Genomic DNA, 17,452 nt, shown 5'->3' on the forward strand with positions numbered 1-17,452 from the left:
CCCTGACTTATCGCCCCGTGCATTGAACCGTGAGAACCGCTTTTCATTGAATTCTCAACTTCAATTCTCCCCCCGAAGTATCGGGATTCAATTGCTCCTGTGTTTTTCAGTATTTTTTTTAAAAAGGAAGAAGTAAACACCCTTCATTCATTTCCTCTCAGAAACCTCTCGTGCCGGCCCCAGAAAGGAGGTGTTCCAGCCACACCTTCCGGTACGGCTACCTTGTTACGACTTAACCCCAGTCACTTGTTTTACCCTAGGCCGCTCCTTGCGGTTGCAGACTTCAGGTCCCCCAAGCTTCCATGGTTTGACGGGCGGTGTGTACAAGGCCCGGGAACGTATTCACCGCGCCATGGCTGATGCGCGATTACTAGCGAATCCAGCTTCATGGAGTCGGGTTGCAGACTCCAATCCGAACTGGGACCGGCTTTTGGGATTAGCATCATATCACTATGTAGCTGCCCTTTGTACCGGCCATTGTAACACGTGTGTAGCCCTGGGCATAAGGGCCGTGCTGATTTGACGTCATCCCCACCTTCCTCTCACCTTACGGTGGCAGTCTCGCCAGAGTCCTCAGCTTGACCTGTTAGCAACTGACGATAGGGGTTGCGCTCGTTATGGGACTTAACCCGACACCTCACGGCACGAGCTGACGACAACCATGCAGCACCTTGTAAATTGCCCCGAAGGAAAGTCACTTTTCAGCAACGGTCAATCCACATTTAAGCCCAGGTAAGGTTCCTCGCGTATCATCGAATTAAACCACATGTTCCTCCGCTTGTGCGGGCCCCCGTCAATTCCTTTGAGTTTCAACCTTGCGATCGTACTCCCCAGGTGGATAACTTAATGCTTTCGCTTTGCCGCTGACTGTGTATCGCCAACAGCGAGTTATCATCGTTTACGGCGTGGACTACCAGGGTATCTAATCCTGTTCGCTCCCCACGCTTTCGTGCATCAGCGTCAGTTACGCTTTAGTAAGCTGCCTTCGCAATCGGTGTTCTGAGTAATATCTAAGCATTTCACCGCTACACTACTCATTCCGCCTACCTCAGGCGCACTCAAGCCCCACAGTTTCAATGGCAGTCCTACAGTTGAGCTGCAGCATTTCACCACTGACTTACAGGGCCGCCTACGCACCCTTTAAACCCAATGAATCCGGATAACGCTTGCACCCTCCGTATTACCGCGGCTGCTGGCACGGAGTTAGCCGGTGCTTATTCCTGCACTACCGTCATAACGCTACGCGTAGCGCCTATTCTTGGTGCAGAAAAGCAGTTTACAACCCGTAGGGCCGTCTTCCTGCACGCGGGATGGCTGGTTCAGGCCATCGCCCATTGACCAATATTCCTCACTGCTGCCTCCCGTAGGAGTCTGGGCCGTGTCTCAGTCCCAGTGTGGGGGATCATCCTCTCAGAACCCCTAGGCATCGTCGCCTTGGTAAGCCGTTACCTTACCAACTAGCTAATGCCACGCATGCCCATCCTGTACCGCCGAAACTTTATTTTATTAGCCATGCGGCTTCCAAAAACTATGGGGTATTAATCCGGATTTCTCCGGGCTATCCCCCTGTACAGGGCAGGTTGCATACGCGTTACTCACCCGTGCGCCACTCGTGTGCCCCCGAAAGGGCCTTACCGTTCGACTTGCATGTGTTAAGCCTCCCGCTAGCGTTCATCCTGAGCCAGGATCAAACTCTTCGTTGTAATTAAAAAGTTTAAATGTCTATTTGCCTGGCACGATTGGTTTTCCTCTAAAAGAAAATTGAACTCCTGGTGCTTATCTTCTTTCCTTTTCAATATTTTCAATGAACTTGTCTTCTTTCTTTTACTTTCGCTCTCCTGCCCAACCCTCAGTTGCCGTCGGACGGGCCGAAAAAAGCGTTGCAAAGATAGGTAATCTTTTGCGTTAATCCCAAATCTTTTTTTGCCTTTTTTCTTTAGGCTCCAGTACCGGTTATCAACGCCCGCTTTTCGCTAAAAACGTGGCCGCAAAGATAAACCCTTTTTTCCCGGCTTTCCAAATACTCCTCAAGATTTTTTTTTCGGTGTGTTTTCCTGGCTTAACCTTCAGTTTTTACGGCCCGGATTGTCTCGCCATCCCGGCTGGAAACCCTCACCCGCAAATACCTTTTTACCGGTCCTGCTTTTTCTTTTCATCACCGGCTGAACGCTGCCCCCCTTTCGGAAAGCGGGTGCAAAGAAAGCGTATTTTTTCCTATTACTCCAAACCTTTTTCCTTTCTTTTTTCACTTGAATATTCAACTGCCTGACGGACTGATCGAAAATTTTGAAATCTTTCGGGATATTTCTCTTCGGCCTGAAGGGCCAAATTATTTCAGACCAATGGCAACGCCTTGGGAATATAAGGCCTCCTCAATGCAGACTCCTCGATGCAGACGCGGCCACGCGGTAGTTTGAATTGGAACCGGTGGTTGTTTCGACCGCCAGGGCGATGGGGCAAATAGAAGCTGTTTTTAATCGACGTTTGCCCGTGCGGCGCAGGAACGTTTCTGTTTCAATGATGGCAGGAATGTGCGCCTTGGGTTCATCGCCGTTATCTTATCCCGGGGTGGCGTCATCCCGGCATACGCCGGCGATGCCTTGCCCCGGGCTGTGAACTTTCAGCCCTTCAGGCTGAGGTACCTCCAACAACAACCTCTTCCATTTCTAATTTCTCATTGTTAACTACTAATTGTTTTTGCGGCAGGGCGGAGGCCGGCAGCCGGACGAAGCGGGGCCGGTTGGACGGACGGGAGTACCGGGGCGACCGGAGGAAGCCCCCGGAACGACCAGTGCGGCCACGGCCACGCAAGTACGCTAAAGGCCGCAGACCGTGAAGCCGCCCTAAATACGTCTGCACGGGTTCGTTAACAAGACAAACCGGTAATTCATTAATGGATTCGAAAAATCGGGCTCAATAAACCGAGGCCGCGAAAAATTTCCACCAGGTTGCCAGGTTTATCGTTTTGCTAAAAATACTAAAAAACGTTAACCACAGTTTGATACAACTCTTTAAACCAAAAAGAATAATCTTATCTTTACCACCCAAAAAAAAATTAATTGTGCCAGACAGCGTAGTAATTATTCCCACATACAACGAAAAGGAGAATATTGAGCGGATGATCCGCACCATATTTGGCCTCGGGCATCCGTTTCATCTGTTAATTATTGATGACAATTCGCCCGACGGAACTGCCGACATTATTAAACGTTTAATGCCTGAATATGAGGGCAGGCTTCACCTCTTGCAACGCGAAGGAAAGCTTGGCCTGGGTACGGCTTACATTACCGGTTTCCAATGGGCCATTGAACATGGATATGAATATATTTTCGAGATGGACGCCGACTTTTCGCATGATCCAAAAGATTTGATTCGACTTCATGACGCTTGCGCGGAAAAAGGGGCGGATGTTGCCATCGGTTCGCGTTACATCACCGGGATCAATGTGATTAACTGGCCATTGGGGCGCGTATTGATGTCGTATTTTGCCTCGGTATATGTTCGGATCGTTACCCGGATGCCCGTGATGGATACGACGGCCGGCTTTAAATGTTACCGCCGGGAAGCGCTGGAGACCATCAATCTCGATAAAGTCAGGATGAAAGGTTACGGATTTCAGATTGAGATGAAATTTACCGCCTGGAAATTTGGCTTCAACATTGTGGAAGTCCCGATTATCTTCACCGAAAGGCAGGAAGGGTCGTCGAAAATGAGCGGCGGAATATTCGGAGAAGCCTTTTTCGGGGTGATGAAAATGAAAATCAGAAGTTGGTTCAGAGCCTACAAACGGTGAGGGAGCTGACAAAACAATATAAGAGCAGCTTCGAAGTTGTTCTTTTTTTTTCTGAAGGGCTCACTGAAGGCGGCAATTATTCAGATTTCTTAAAAGAAAAGTATGGATGTCCCTGGTTTCTTCATTTTTGTTTTGCCCCAACCCAAACGGGGGCCAAAAATAGAGAAACCAGAAGCTTCTTGTGATAACAGATTAAATCAGGCACTTTCAAATCCCCTGAAAAATGTTTATTTTCAACCAAAAACCAGTGGGACACAGACCACGGTATATTCAAAAACAAATCAATCAAACTTAAAAATGAAGGATATTGTCATCAGGGATGCGAAGGTGGTGAATGAAGGTAAAATAATGAAAGGGACAAGCATCCTGATCCGAAACGGAAACATTGAGAAAATTTTTCGTAAAGAAATACCGGAAAACGTTTTGGCCAAAGCCGAAGTGATTGATGCTTCCGGAAAACTCCTCCTGCCAGGCGCCATCGATGACCAGGTACATTTCCGGGAACCCGGACTAACCCATAAAGCCGAGATTGCAACCGAATCGAGAGCAGCCGTTGCCGGCGGCATCACTTCCTTTATGGAAATGCCCAACACCATTCCCCAGGCAACCACGCAGGAATTACTCGAACAAAAATATGCCCGTGCAGCCGAGGTTTCGATGGCCAACTACTCCTTTTACATGGGAGCCACCAACGACAACCTCGACGAAGTATTGAAAACTGATCCCCAATCGGTTTGCGGTGTAAAAGTATTTATGGGCTCTTCCACCGGTAATATGCTGGTCGACAATCCCGAAACACTGGCCAAACTCTTTAGCAAATCGAAGATGCTGATTGCCACGCATTGCGAGGATGAACCTACCATCCAGGCTAACCTGGCAGCAGCCAAAGAAAAATACGGCGAAGACATTCCGATAAGCGAACATCCGAAGATCAGAAGTGCGGAAGCCTGCTTCCTGAGCACATCCAAAGCGGTTGAACTGGCGAAAAAACATGGTACCCGTTTGCACGTTTTGCATCTTTCCACCGCCAAGGAGATGGCATTGTTCGACGCCAAACCCCTGAAGGACAAAAAAATTACCGCAGAAGCCTGTGTACACCACCTTTGGTTCAGCGACACGGATTACGAAAAATACGGCACACACATCAAATGGAACCCGGCAGTGAAAACAGCCAACGATAGGGAAGCGCTTCTCGAAGCATTGGAAGAAGGCCGGATTGATGTGATTGCGACCGACCATGCCCCGCATACCGAAGAGGAAAAAGATAACAAGTACCTGAAAGCGCCTTCCGGCGGACCCTTGGTGCAACACGCGCTGGTTGCCATGCTGGAACTGAGCCGTAATGGCAAAATCAGCATCGAGAAAGTGGTTGAGAAGATGTGCCATGCCCCGGCTGAACTTTTTGGCGTAAAAAAACGCGGCTACATCCGGAAAGGCTACAAAGCTGACCTGGTGTTGGTAGAACCATCGCGCTGGATCGTTTCGAAAGACAATCTCCACTACAAATGCCAGTGGTCGCCTTTTGAAGGCGAATCATTCTACTACCAGGTAACCCACACATTCGTGAATGGTAACCTCGTATACGAAAACACAAATGCCGACGGGAAAGGAAAATTCAACGAAGCGTTTCGCGGCGAACGTTTAACTTTTGACCGCAAATAAAGTGACACGGAACATTCTGATCATTGCTGCCCTGGCGCTTATCATTTCGGGATGCAGTCAGGAAAAGAAGGGGCCGGCAGCAACCCCGGCCCCCCGGGGAACGTCGATGGGAAAAATTACGTATGATACCATCATACTGAACCCCAACGCCGATGATATATGGACCACGGAATGCCTGAGCAAATTCGAACGCAAAAAACTCATCGACGATATCTTTGATGCGGTTTATGCCGGCAAACTAACGGCCGTAGACTACTTTACCCGGAAAAAATTCACCGGTAACGAAGTGAAGGCAATGGAAGCCTCCGGTGAGTTTTCCCGTAGCAAAATCGGAAAAATCCAGTTCGATGAAAAATGGTACTGGGACGAGAAAAACGCCCGGCTGCAAAAGAAAGTGACCGCCATGACGCTCGGCTACGAAGTTTACAACAACGACAACACGTTACGCGGACACAAACCGGTTTTCCGGATAGAGTTTAATTGACACAGAAAACACCCCCATCATATGAGGAATCCCGGCAGTCGTCGGAATTTTTTGGTTGACAAGAAGAGGTTTTAGTTGTTCCTATCGTTAACATGCTGACAGGTCTGCCGACGCTGTCAGGTGGGGTAATTCAGGCCGAAGGGTTGGAATCCCACAACCCTTTTTATAGTAAAATCACCGAAGCCGGACAATTGGCTTTTTAGCCTGGATGTCTCCCGGTAAAAAGCGTCACGTTCCTCTAATAATTGCTGTACAAAAAGTTCTTCTTTGGTAGTCTGGATACGTGTTGGTGCCAGGGTCAAAAACGGGCAGGTTAAAAGAGCCTGAAGGGGACTTGGCCGCTTCGATTATGGATACTGCAAATACGTGATAACCCCACACCTACTTTGTAGGCTCTGCAGCAACAAACTTATACCGCCTTGAAGCCCCTTTCAAGGGTTTGGGGTGTAAAAAATTCTGGAACACCCTCGAATTGTGGCAGTTCTTCCTCATCCAGGTGGTGATGTGTTTGGTTTCAGCCGCCTTTATTTTCATGGTCCTGAAAAGGCTGGAAAGAGCATCGGAAGCTTAATCTATTCACAATAAAATAATAACTATATAAAAGAGGTCGCCCTGCACTGCAATTGACCTCTTTTAGTAATACTAAGCATAAGATATGAATAGTAAATTATAAAGATCAATAATGCATCAATATTATTTACTACATAATCACCTCAACATTCTAATAAACCAAATCAATCTATACTCACGTAGCTGTAGCCCTTTTCTTAGTTTAATAAGGCTAATATAGCTCCAACTATTCCTAAGACAGTACCGCTATACAAACCGAACAAGAAATAGTCGGTGTTTGATTGGGGTTTTACTTTTTTAAAATTCATATCTTTACAGTTTATTTTAAAGTCTAATTTCCACTAGCTTATCAGCATCTAAATTCTTATACTAGCGCTTTTACAAGATAGTATGTCCCCACTACGACTGCTGCCGCAATAACGGCTCCCGTAAGCACACCTGCAGCGATTGAAACAGCTGCACCTACCGCCGCCAGGACTGAACCTCCTTCAACTTTTTTTAATTCATTCTTTTCTAAGTCTTTCATAATAATAACTCATTTAAGTTTAACTATGCTTCAGCAGAAAGAGCTAATGCAGCCCCGGCGGTACCGGGCGCAGCTCCAATCCCAACACCACGCCAGAACCATTTAGAACTCCAAAAAACACCACTACTACCTAATAATAAAATCCCCCATCAATATTTTTCAATTCTTCATACTTCAATTCTTTCATAACATAAAAGGTTTAATTACAATTCCTACTCTTTCACAGGCTTTTCGGATTCCGCCTGAGTTTTGTGCACATAACTCACCTACTAAATTAACAGGGGAGCATGCACAAAAAAAGCACTGTGGAAATTTAATTTTAGAGAATCGCCTTTTATTCATACATCGTCAGCTTTCTACCAACATCTTGATGTTAAGTTTCAAGGTGGGATTCGGATGAATTAAAGTCTATCCAACGCACTGACTTACCCTACTGGCGTATCAACACGTACTTTACGCTCACCATGGCCGGGTTGTTCCTGAGTCCTGTCGGTATTTCGTTTGTATCGAAAGTGGCACCGCCCAAGTACAAAGATTTGGCCCAGAGGGGTGGCTCGGAGCTACCGCCATTGGTAACCTGATAGCCGGATTGATTGGTAAATTCCGGGACACCCTGGAATTGTGGCAATTCTTCCTCATCCTGGTGGTGATGTGCCTGGTTTCAGCCGCCTTTATTTTCATGGTTCTGAAAAGGCTGGAAAGAGCATCGGAAGCTTAACCTATATGATTATATTTTCACTGAAAGAGAGGCTGCCTGGCAAAAGGGTGGTCTTTCTTATTTGCACCCTTACCTGCGATGTGTATCGGGGTCCTGAAGGGGACATAGCCGCTTCGATAATGGATACTGCAAATACGCGATAACTCCACATCTACTTTGTGGCTATGCAGTAACAAACTTTCACTGCTTTAAAGCCCCTTTAAGAGGTTGCAGTAAACACTTAATTCGGATGATGACCAGACTGAAATTAATTTGGGAACCCATCATTTGTGAGACTTCTTGATCTCATGGATATCCCAACTTCTCAGGACATGGACAATTGAAAGTTCCAGTGAAATAATGTTGGGAGCCTATTAAAATTCAATGTTTTAGCTGCCACTAACTTCAATCAGAGGCTAGGAAGGAAAATACAACTCTATTGGCTTTAGCCAAATTGCAGTTTATTCATCATCTATTGTTCAAGCCTCCACTTCTATAATTTTCTTCGTCTGTACTTTCTCTTTTCTTAAGATTTTGTCTGAGTATAGTATACATAAAATTAACCCGCCAATACAATATAAAATGAGGCTAAAACAGCCACAGAAATATCCCGGGCTTTATCAAGAAACAAAGGAAAATCAGGGAATTTATCGCTGCATGAAATAATATGCTATATACCGGTCCGTATTTCATGCGAATAACACCCAATATACCTCCCAAGAGAAGTTGCGGTACTACCATAACCGGAGATAACATCAGTATCAAATAAGGGTTACCCCTAAAATTCTTCACATATAATAATCTGAACATCTATACTGAAGCTCACAGGAACCACCTAAAGTGACTAGCTACCAATCAAATATCGAAAGATGAATGCGACTAAGTTATTAATGAGATGGATGACAGCCACCAATAAGATTGCATTTTCTTTACGGTAATAACCAATGTAATATATCAAAGCAAGTGCAAGGCCACCGAAATAAGTAGCCAAAATGTATGCAGGGTTAAATAAATGGTTAAGAGAAAAAAGAATAGGTGAAACAATTAAAAACATCCACAATTTTCTTTTGTGGCGAATTAGTTTGTTTATAACATAAAAAGGAAGTGCTTGAAAAATTAAAGTCTCGAAGAAAGGAATAATCAGAATTCCGATGATTAAAACAAAAAACTTGCTTTCGTTAAGCAATGGGTTTTCGCTTCCATTCCCTATGGATATACCTGTAATATTTTGGAATAGCAGAATTAAAAATGAAATCAAAAGGAGAGCTGAAACGCCAATTAGTATAAAAATCAACACATTCAAGCGTTTCATATATCGTACAACAAATATGATTGTATCAAATTTTTTCATCCTCCCTGTTTTCATAGACAATATCGTTCTATTTTCTCATAAAAAACTGTAGCTCTATCATAAGCTTTGCAATCGACAGAGCACAGGTTTTTAATTTTATTTTTAATGATGGAGAGCCCGATAATAAGTAGCTTGCTCTGGATTAGCTACCTGCCAATCATTCATAGCTTTGCTTAGTTCTACCCATCCAACAACTAGTTTTTCTCCTGCCATCCAAAATAAATCTGGCCAACCTGAACCACCGTCTAATTCTTTCAATTCTTCATACTTCAATTCTTTCATAACATAAAAGGTTTAATTACAATTCCTACTCTTTCACAGGCTTTTCGGATTCCGCCTGAGTTTTGTGCACGTAACTCACCTACTAAATTAACAGGGGAGCATGCACAAAAAAAGCACTGTGGAAATTTAATTTTAGAGAATCGCCTTTTATTCATACATCGTCAGCTTTCTACCAACATCTTGATGTTAAGTTTCAAGGTGGGATTCGGATGAATTAAAGTCTATCCAACGCACTGACTTACCCTGCTGGCGTATCAACACGTACTTTACGCTCACCATGGCCGGGTTGTTCCTGAGTCCTGTCGGTATTTCGTTTGTATCGAAAGTGGCACCGCCCAAGTACAAAGATTTGGCCCAGGGGGGGGTGGCTCGGAGCTACCGCCATTGGTAACCTGATAGCCGGATTGATTGGTAAATTCCGGGACACCCTGGAATTGTGGCAATTCTTCCTCATCCTGGTGGTGATGTGCCTGGTTTCAGCCGCCTTTATTTTCATGGTTCTGAAAAGGCTGGGAAGAGCATCGGAAGCTTAATCCAGGCTAGTATATCTTTACAAAAGAAAAAGGCTGTCCAAATGGGCAGTCTTTTTTATAACATGGATTTTCACGGGAAAAACTGCAATGACTCAAGGTTTTTACTGTTCCAAGATGCTGAAACAAGGGGACTCCGTCTTTTTCAGCTTAATTAGCTAAACACTCCAAGTAAGGAACAATGCCAATAAAGCAATGAAAATTATCAGTACATCAATAGATTAGCGACTAATCCCCCCTGGTTCCAGTTGTATCCAACAAAACTTTGTCATCGTTTGCAAATCGCTTATGCACACACATTAAGTCTTTATTCTCTTCTTTTTTAAAATATATGATAACCTCGGCAGGAGATTTCTTCTTCAAACTTTGCGGATAATCGGAAAGTATCTTATAGTTTGTCCAAAACCAAGCCACAGCAAGTGAATCATTTTTCAGTGTTTCCTGAATCAGTTCAATGGCTTTGTAACATTTACCGTACTTTATGCCTGCCGGCTCCTGAGCCTTTACGCTAAAAATTATTAACGTAATACAACTAAGCAGAATACCTTTTGCAATAATTCTTTTCATTATGTTTAGAATTAAATTAGGAGTTTTCCATCTTTGGTAACCCCTAATTTATAAAAATAATTTCTAAGTTGTAGATTAAGCGAGCCAATCGACTGCGACCCATGAACCATCGGGCCATTCATAATATGTGCCTCTTCCATCGCTTTTTAAAACAGGAAGGGTCTCCTCGCCTCCTTCAACTTTCTTTAATTCTTTCTCATCTAGTTCTTTCATACTGACAAAAGTTTATAATTCCCTACTCTATTCCAGGCTTTTCGGATTCCACCTGAGTTTTGTGCACGTAACTCACCTACTAAATTAACAGGGGAGCATGCACAAAAAAAGCACTGTGGAAATTTAATTTACAAAAACACATCCTACTTTACTAATCCCCTGTCCGGGCATACATTTATCAATTTCTACTTAACGTAATCCATTAGGTTATATAACCTAAAAAATTAGGTCCTTTAGCCAAAATTTAGGTTCGGGACCTGATGGATTAGGTCCTTCACCATCCGTTTTGGCGCCTCCACTTGGGAAATATTTCTTCAAGTCGTTGTAAATCGGAATAGCGCTGGCCTCCTTCTCCTGGGGGTTGTACCGCACCGACCGGTAAAATGCCAGGGCATCCTGGTAGTTGCCGTGGTCGAGCAGGATTTTCATATAAGTGAGCTTCCTTTGCATATCCGACAACAGGATGAGCAGGTCCCCGATCTCTTTGAGGGCAGCAAAATCGCGATGGAACTCAGCCTTATTGACGAAGGCCGGTTTCAGCTTGGGAAACTGCTCCATGTAACTCTTCGACCTATTAATCAGGAGCTTATTTTGATCGGCCACCGAGCCGTAGTTGCGTCGGTCGTCGCTCGACAATACAGGAGCAATCGGGTTAATCACACTGAATACCTGTTGCAGGCCCTGTTTCATTGCATCCAGTTGTTCATCGGTAAATTTTACTTTAATCGAATCATTCTTTGCCATGATAACAGATATTTAGGTTATTATAAAAGATCGGGCCATTCACGGAAGAATTTGAACCGTTCATCAAAAAACAGGGTTGTAAATATGTTATTCGGCAGGATTGCAACTTTCAATTTAAAAGTCAGCCAATAGTTTATATTCCTTTATCTTTGCCCCATTAATTTTATTACCATGAATAACAAAGAGGCGTTGGCCATTCTCCATAACAACAAAGATGGAATTCCTTTCGAAGCACTGGATTTTCTGTACCATCAGCCAACCGATAAAGAGCTGGAAGAGCAGATCATTTTTCACCTGGAGCATGCGTACGATGAATCGCTTATGCTAAAACAGGACGGTCAATATGCCAACCTGCCGCTTTGGTATGCTATTCTTGCGGAAGCACACCCCACGCGGAAGATGGCTGATGCGGTTGTCAAGCTTTTTACCACGCCCGATGCACCCGACTGGGATATACTGAACGAACAGGGACTTTACCTGGTAGGACTGTTCGCCGAGAAATATCCCGAAGTGATTGACACCTTTCTGGATGCCGTAACGAAAGAGGTAAAAGAAGGGCACAAAACACCCTACCTTTTTCTGTACGAATGCCTGGCTTTTGCCGATAACAAGCAGGCGGATAAGGTTTCAGCTTTGCTGAAGGATAAAAAAACCGGATGGAGAGAATTGCTGGCCGTTCAGGCGGCTGAAGCTGGGTTGACTGAATGCGGGCCCGCTTTACAGGCATTCTACAACGAATACGAACAGCAAACACAGACCGGAACCGAGGAAAACCACATCAGGGTGGAAATTGCTTATGCGTTGGACATTTTGAAGAAAGGCGAAAAGCAACCGAACAGCTACTATTTACAGCGTGGCAAATGGAAGGAGCATTATCAGCAACTGGTACCACTTTTTGAAACAGAAAAGCCCATGCTGGCCGGAATTACCAGCAATGTCGGGCGAAACGACCTGTGCCCGTGTGGCTCGGGGAAAAAATACAAGCATTGCTGTATGAAGAAGATTCAGGGAAATTGAAAAAGAAAAGCCGGTTCACTGACCGGCTTCGATTTTATCTGATTTTATTTCTTTTCCTGTTTTATCCACTTTTGCTTATACTCGTTGGCAAATGTTTTGAAATCAATCGGGTTACGACCGGTAAGCCGTTTAAAATCTTCGGTTACCACATTCATCTTACCATTCCGTGCCCCACTGTATAACAAGCTCATCACCTTTACGAAAGCCAACGGCTTTTTCTCTCCGATTTTCTGACGCACAAACATCAGTGTACTGGGGCGTGGGTAACGAATTTCCCGGTCAAGGACCGATGACAGAATCCCCACCAGTTCATAGTAAGTCATCGTTTGCGAACCAGTAATTTCATACGTCATATTTTCGTGGCCCGGTTCGGTGAGCACACGTCCCATCACCTCGGCCACATCCCGCACATCGATGTAATTAACCGGGGTATTTCCCGCCGGGATATATACTTTGTTATGCTCCAGTATCTCCTCCCGGGAAATGGTCGTAAAATTTTGCATAAAGAAGCAGGGCCGCACAAATGTGTAACTGATTCCCAGGTTCAGCAAGTAGTTCTCGATCTTGTAATGAGGAAGCAATTTATTACGCTCCGCGCCAATAACCGATAAGAAAACAATTTGCTTCACCCCGCTACGGGCTGCTTCATCCAAAAACGGGTAAATATATTTCGACACATCGGAAAGTTGATGTGGCCTGACCAGCAAAATTTTCGTTACGCCCTCGAGTGCATCTGCATAGGTCGAAGGTTCATCAAACTCGAACGGAATGAACTGGCAATGTCCTGCGCCAATATCATGATGAGCACGTTTCTCATCCCGAACGGCAGCAAGCAATTCCACTCCGGGCAGATTTTTTTCGCCTAAGTACTTCAGCGTTGCCAACCCTACATTGCCCGTGGCACCGGTTATTAAAATTTTCTCCATTGCGTACTGGATTATTCCGTAAAGCAATTTACTGTTGAAAGTAAATCTCTTTAACCTGACAAAAGTAATGGATTAGCTGTAAAACCCGATCCGTAATAAAGATTGATTTTTACATAATCAGAAAAAAATAACTTAGATTCCTCCGAAAACCGCCCTCTTCAGGAAATTCAATTCCACCCATTACTACACATTTTACACATACAGAAGGGAAGATTCGGACAATGAACCTTCCCTTCAGAATAAATGATAGGTTGGATTTAGTCACCGGCTACTACACCGGTTTATTGTAAATATCATCAATTAACGTCTTATACTTCTGAGCAACGAATTTTCGCCGCAGTTTCAAAGTTTGTGATAATTCGCCCGATTGCGGCGACCACGCCTCACAAACCAACCGGAACCGTTTAATCTCCTCGTGCCGGCCCAATACTTTGTTGATTTCACGAACCGCTTCCCGGTACTGGCTCATCACTTCGGGGGTACGAACCAACGCTTTATTATCATGAAAATGGATCTTCCTTTCAGCACACCAGTCATGAAGAAAATCAAAATTAGGAGAAATCAGCGCACTGGCAAATTTTTGGTTTTCTCCAATCACCATCATCTGCTCGATGAAGAGAGATTCCTTGAATTTATTCTCGATCATCTGAGGTGCGATGTATTTTCCGCCCGACAATTTAAAAATTTCCTTCTTTCGATCGGTAATTTTGAGGTATTTCCCTTCGACTAATGTTCCCACATCGCCGGTATGAAACCAACCTCCGTCGTCGATCACCTCCCGGGTCATCTCCGGTTCGTTGTAATATCCCAGCATGACATTCGGGCCTTTCACCAATATTTCGCCATCATCGGCAATACGGACCTGAACGCCCGGCAGTACCGGGCCATTGGTGCCAATCTTCATTTCGCCGGTAGCCGGATTAGCGACAGCAATCACTGGTGAGGTTTCCGTCAAACCGTACCCTTCGAGGGTGCAAATTTTAGCTGCCCCAAAGACGCGGGCAATCCGTTCCTGCAACGCAGCGCCACCCGAAACAATGTAATGCACATTTCCACCAAGGGCTTCGCGCCACTTCGAAAACACCAGTTTATCGGCAATAGCCAACTTAAACCGGTATCCCAAGCCAAGTTTCACCTGGTAGTCGAACCGCCCGGTAAGGGCCAGCGCCCAGAAAAATATCTTTCGTCTTATTCCGGTAAGTTGCTCACCTTTCCCAATAATGCCGTCATATATACGTTCCAGCAAGCGGGGGACCGTATTAAACAGATGAGGTTTTACCTCTTTCACGGCAGGCATAATCTGAGCAATGTTTTCAACATAATAGATTCCCATTCCCTTGTACTGGAAATGATAGTTCATCGAACGTTCGTAAACATGACAGAGTGGCAAAAATGAAATCACCCGGTGCTGATCCCCCAATTCGTGATTTTGCGCATGAGCCTTAAAATTGGAAACCAGGTTTTTGTGCGAAAGCATGACCCCCTTTGGCATCCCGGTTGTACCGGAAGTATATATCAGCGTCACCATCTGGTCCTCACTCATGCTGTTCTTCAGTTCACCTACCACACCGCGAAAATGGCCCTCATTTGCTTCGCCCAATGAATAAATTTCGCTGATGTGCCTGGCCCCTTCCACTTCGTTAAACGTGAATATCCCTTCTATTGACTTCAGCTCACCAGCCAATGGCTTTAATTTTTCATACATCTTCGCATCGGAGACAAACAGGAACCGGGCTTCGGAATGTGCCAGAATATAACGGTACTCTTCTTCGCTGACGGTTGGATAAACAGGAACATGCACGCCGCCTGACAATGCCAGTCCCATGTCGAGGAAACTCCATTCCGGCCGGTTACTGCTCACCGTCACCACGCGGTCGCCCCTTCTTAATCCTAAAGCCATTAAGCCATAGGCAATCAGGTAGGCATGACGGGCATATTCTTCTGTACTGTACTTTTTCCACTCGCCTCCTTCTTTCCTGCAAAGCGCATCTTCACGTGGAAAATTCTTCAAACAGTGATCGAGGAGATCGAATGTACGTGTTACTGCACTCATCTATTGTAGATCTGAAATCGTTATTCGAATTATTGGCGGGCGTTATAAGGATGACCGAATATCTCTTCCAGCCCGGCCTGGTACTTTTCAATCAGCACCTCCCTTTTCACTTTGAGCGTTTGCGACAACTCACCGGTTGCCAGCGTCCATTCATCCACCACCACTTTTATTTTTTTGACTTGTTCGTGTGGAGCCAACGTTTTATTTATGATGGCCACCTCTTTTTGAATCCGGCCAATTGCTGACGGATTTTGTGTCAATTCTTCGTTGTCACGATAGTTAATCTTGTGTTTGGCAGCCCAAAAATGCAGGTAATCAAAAGCCGGCGAAATAATGGCTGCGGCAAATTTCTCATTCCTACCCACCACCAAAGCCTGTTCGATAAAACCGGAAGCTTTCAACTTATTTTCAATCACCTGCGGAGCAATATATTTCCCGGACGACAGTTTGAATATGGACTTTTTCCGGTCGGTAACTTTCAAAAACTGACCATTAATCAATGTTCCGATATCGCCCGTATGAAACCATCCGTCTTCGTCAACCACTTCGGCAGTGTATTCCTGATCTTTATAATAGCCCAACATTACGTTGGGGCCTTTGCACAAAATTTCGCCATCTTCAGCTATTTTGCAATCCACCCCGTCCAAAACAAGACCGACGGTACCAATCATCTTCTCCTCTTTTCCCCATCCGTTTACGGCAATCACCGGTCCTGTTTCGGTCAGTCCGTACCCTTCCTGGATACTAATTCCCGCGGCTGAGAAAATCCTGCATAGCCGTTCCTGCATAGCCGCTCCACCGGTGATAATAACACGAATTTCCCCGCCAAGGGCAGCGCGCCACTTGTCGAAAATCAGTTGACGGGCCATCTTCAGTTTGAAACGGTAGAAAGATCCGTAATTCTTCGAAGGATCGAATTTTTCTCCGAGCCTGACCGCCCGGAAAAAGATCGAATTTTTGATACCCGTCAGGTCTTTCCCTTCGGCAATAATATTGTCATACACCTTTTCCAGGAAGCGAGGCACTGTTGAAAAGGTATCGGCCTGTACATCGCGAAGATCATTCATTACTGTTCCCAGATTCTGTGCATAATAAATGCTGACACCTTTATACTGGTAATGGTAATTGACCATGCGTTCGTAGATGTGGCAAAGTGGCAGGAAACTGATGGCTTTATCGTTTTCATCCACTTTGTTTCGCGATGAAGTGGCAATGGCATTGGTCACCACACTTCGGTGGGCCAACATTACCCCTTTGGCGGTTCCGGTTGTACCGGAAGTATAAATAATGGAAAGTAAATCCTCTTCCGTGATACCACTCTTGATTCGTTCAACCTCTTCCTTATATTCATCCTGATGTTTTTCGCCCAACGCGCAGATTTCAGAGAGGTTTCGCTCACTGTCGATGTCATCTATCGTGAAAAAGAGCTCCACATTATCAGCTGCATCAGATACTTTCTTCAGGCGGTTGTACATGGTACGGTTGCCGACCACCACGGCACGACAACCGGAATGCGAAAGCAGGTAGGTATATTCTTCTTCCGTCAGGTTGGGATAAAGAGCTACATGAACAGCGCCAACCTGCGCCATCCCCATGTCCATAATATTCCACTCGGGACGACTGTTCGAAACCGTGACAATTTTGTCGCCAGATTTTATTCCCAGGGCCAACAAACCATAACTAAAGTGGTTTACTTTTTCGATGTATTGCCGGGTGCTATAGGTCTTCCACTTTCCGTCCTGTTTGCCGGCAATGATTACCTCCTTATCGAAATTAGCGGCCATCCGATCGAGCAAATCAAATGTTCTTGTCACTTTCATTATCCCAATTGGTTTAGTTCAATTTACAAAGGCAGATCTCTGCACCTGACAAAAATAGCATCTGCGCTGTTTTATCTCAGTATGAAATATGAGATTTTGCGGCATATCACAAATTTAAAACATATATAAATAATTAAAAGTGTCTGTATTTAAGACCATAAGTAAGATACTGTTTGGGGAGAAATAATTTTCTTTTTCCTAAAACTTATCCCCTTCA

Annotated in this window: 15 protein-coding genes and 1 rRNA gene; 6 read left to right on the forward strand and 10 right to left on the reverse strand. The window is 44.9% G+C overall.

The window, feature by feature from the left end:
- Window positions 1–183: 183 nt before the first annotated feature.
- Window positions 184–1,703 (reverse strand): 16S ribosomal RNA (locus tag GJU82_RS11460).
- 1,358 nt (window positions 1,704–3,061) lie between these two features.
- Between GJU82_RS11460 and GJU82_RS11465 the strand changes: the two genes are divergently transcribed.
- The 3 genes from GJU82_RS11465 to GJU82_RS11475 all read left to right on the forward strand — a co-directional run bounded on the left by GJU82_RS11465 (window position 3,062) and on the right by GJU82_RS11475 (window position 5,939).
- The gene (locus GJU82_RS11465) at window positions 3,062–3,793 is read left to right on the forward strand and encodes a polyprenol monophosphomannose synthase (RefSeq protein ID WP_228488680.1); all 732 of its coding nucleotides are present in this window, start codon (window positions 3,062–3,064) and stop codon (window positions 3,791–3,793) included.
- A 297-nt stretch (window positions 3,794–4,090) separates the two neighbouring features.
- Complete coding sequence (locus tag GJU82_RS11470) at window positions 4,091–5,455, forward strand: dihydroorotase (protein WP_153632261.1); 1,365 nt, start codon at window positions 4,091–4,093, stop codon at window positions 5,453–5,455.
- Window position 5,456: 1 nt separating this feature from the next.
- The gene (locus GJU82_RS11475; RefSeq protein ID WP_153632262.1) at window positions 5,457–5,939 is read left to right on the forward strand and encodes a hypothetical protein; all 483 of its coding nucleotides are present in this window, start codon (window positions 5,457–5,459) and stop codon (window positions 5,937–5,939) included.
- A 934-nt stretch (window positions 5,940–6,873) separates the two neighbouring features.
- On the opposite strand, the gene GJU82_RS11480 is transcribed toward GJU82_RS11475, so the two are convergent.
- Entirely contained in the window at window positions 6,874–7,035 is a 162-nt protein-coding gene (locus GJU82_RS11480; RefSeq protein ID WP_153632263.1) for a hypothetical protein, read from the reverse strand.
- A 589-nt stretch (window positions 7,036–7,624) separates the two neighbouring features.
- Here GJU82_RS11480 and GJU82_RS17695 point away from each other — a divergent pair.
- Complete coding sequence (locus GJU82_RS17695) at window positions 7,625–7,753, forward strand: hypothetical protein (protein ID WP_255473968.1); 129 nt, start codon at window positions 7,625–7,627, stop codon at window positions 7,751–7,753.
- A gap of 823 nt (window positions 7,754–8,576) precedes the next feature.
- Here the strand turns inward: GJU82_RS17695 and GJU82_RS11490 are convergent.
- Together GJU82_RS11490 and GJU82_RS11495 are read right to left on the reverse strand one after the other, a co-directional pair.
- Window positions 8,577–9,083, reverse strand: coding sequence for a type II CAAX prenyl endopeptidase Rce1 family protein (locus GJU82_RS11490; protein WP_194831040.1), 507 nt, complete (start codon window positions 9,081–9,083; stop codon window positions 8,577–8,579).
- Between the two features lie 102 nt (window positions 9,084–9,185).
- Window positions 9,186–9,365: a hypothetical protein gene (locus GJU82_RS11495; protein ID WP_153632265.1), complete on the reverse strand. Its 180-nt coding sequence runs from the start codon at window positions 9,363–9,365 to the stop codon at window positions 9,186–9,188.
- Between the two features lie 314 nt (window positions 9,366–9,679).
- Here GJU82_RS11495 and GJU82_RS11500 point away from each other — a divergent pair, with 314 nt between their 5' ends.
- Window positions 9,680–9,898 (forward strand): hypothetical protein, encoded by a 219-nt coding sequence (locus GJU82_RS11500; protein ID WP_153632266.1) that lies wholly within the window; start codon window positions 9,680–9,682, stop codon window positions 9,896–9,898.
- 225 nt (window positions 9,899–10,123) lie between these two features.
- Here the strand turns inward: GJU82_RS11500 and GJU82_RS11505 are convergent, their stop codons facing one another.
- The 3 genes from GJU82_RS11505 to GJU82_RS11515 form a co-directional block, all read right to left on the reverse strand.
- On the reverse strand, window positions 10,124–10,462 hold the full coding sequence (locus GJU82_RS11505) for a hypothetical protein (protein WP_153632267.1): 339 nt from the start codon (window positions 10,460–10,462) through the stop codon (window positions 10,124–10,126).
- Between the two features lie 75 nt (window positions 10,463–10,537).
- The gene (locus GJU82_RS11510; protein WP_153632268.1) at window positions 10,538–10,675 is read right to left on the reverse strand and encodes a bacteriocin; all 138 of its coding nucleotides are present in this window, start codon (window positions 10,673–10,675) and stop codon (window positions 10,538–10,540) included.
- Window positions 10,676–10,891: 216 nt separating this feature from the next.
- The gene (locus tag GJU82_RS11515) at window positions 10,892–11,419 is read right to left on the reverse strand and encodes a hypothetical protein (RefSeq protein ID WP_153632269.1); all 528 of its coding nucleotides are present in this window, start codon (window positions 11,417–11,419) and stop codon (window positions 10,892–10,894) included.
- 171 nt (window positions 11,420–11,590) lie between these two features.
- Here GJU82_RS11515 and GJU82_RS11520 point away from each other — a divergent pair, with 171 nt between their 5' ends.
- Window positions 11,591–12,436 (forward strand): YecA family protein, encoded by an 846-nt coding sequence (locus GJU82_RS11520; RefSeq protein ID WP_228488681.1) that lies wholly within the window; start codon window positions 11,591–11,593, stop codon window positions 12,434–12,436.
- Window positions 12,437–12,480: 44 nt separating this feature from the next.
- Here the strand turns inward: GJU82_RS11520 and GJU82_RS11525 are convergent, their stop codons facing one another.
- The 3 genes from GJU82_RS11525 to GJU82_RS11535 form a co-directional block, all read right to left on the reverse strand.
- On the reverse strand, window positions 12,481–13,362 hold the full coding sequence (locus GJU82_RS11525) for an SDR family oxidoreductase (RefSeq protein ID WP_153632270.1): 882 nt from the start codon (window positions 13,360–13,362) through the stop codon (window positions 12,481–12,483).
- A 271-nt stretch (window positions 13,363–13,633) separates the two neighbouring features.
- The gene (locus GJU82_RS11530) at window positions 13,634–15,415 is read right to left on the reverse strand and encodes a long-chain fatty acid--CoA ligase (protein ID WP_153632271.1); all 1,782 of its coding nucleotides are present in this window, start codon (window positions 15,413–15,415) and stop codon (window positions 13,634–13,636) included.
- A gap of 29 nt (window positions 15,416–15,444) precedes the next feature.
- Window positions 15,445–17,235, reverse strand: coding sequence for a long-chain fatty acid--CoA ligase (locus tag GJU82_RS11535; RefSeq protein WP_153632272.1), 1,791 nt, complete (start codon window positions 17,233–17,235; stop codon window positions 15,445–15,447).
- Window positions 17,236–17,452: the final 217 nt, after the last annotated feature.

The organism is Prolixibacter sp. SD074 (genome assembly GCF_009617895.1).
Taxonomy (GTDB): domain Bacteria; phylum Bacteroidota; class Bacteroidia; order Bacteroidales; family Prolixibacteraceae; genus Prolixibacter.

Bases quoted from the DNA above. Each gene is read 5' to 3' on its own strand.
- GJU82_RS11470 (WP_153632261.1), top strand. From the start codon at position 4,091: ATGAAGGATATTGTCATCAGGGATGCGAAGGTGGTGAATGAAGGTAAA.
- GJU82_RS11480 (WP_153632263.1), bottom strand. From the start codon at position 7,035: ATGAAAGACTTAGAAAAGAATGAATTAAAAAAAGTTGAAGGAGGTTCA.
- GJU82_RS11490 (WP_194831040.1), bottom strand. From the start codon at position 9,083: ATGAAAAAATTTGATACAATCATATTTGTTGTACGATATATGAAACGC.
- GJU82_RS11495 (WP_153632265.1), bottom strand. From the start codon at position 9,365: ATGAAAGAATTGAAGTATGAAGAATTGAAAGAATTAGACGGTGGTTCA.
- GJU82_RS11505 (WP_153632267.1), bottom strand. From the start codon at position 10,462: ATGAAAAGAATTATTGCAAAAGGTATTCTGCTTAGTTGTATTACGTTA.
- GJU82_RS11510 (WP_153632268.1), bottom strand. From the start codon at position 10,675: ATGAAAGAACTAGATGAGAAAGAATTAAAGAAAGTTGAAGGAGGCGAG.
- GJU82_RS11515 (WP_153632269.1), bottom strand. From the start codon at position 11,419: ATGGCAAAGAATGATTCGATTAAAGTAAAATTTACCGATGAACAACTG.
- GJU82_RS11520 (WP_228488681.1), top strand. From the start codon at position 11,591: ATGAATAACAAAGAGGCGTTGGCCATTCTCCATAACAACAAAGATGGA.
- GJU82_RS11525 (WP_153632270.1), bottom strand. From the start codon at position 13,362: ATGGAGAAAATTTTAATAACCGGTGCCACGGGCAATGTAGGGTTGGCA.
- GJU82_RS11530 (WP_153632271.1), bottom strand. From the start codon at position 15,415: ATGAGTGCAGTAACACGTACATTCGATCTCCTCGATCACTGTTTGAAG.
- GJU82_RS11535 (WP_153632272.1), bottom strand. From the start codon at position 17,235: ATGAAAGTGACAAGAACATTTGATTTGCTCGATCGGATGGCCGCTAAT.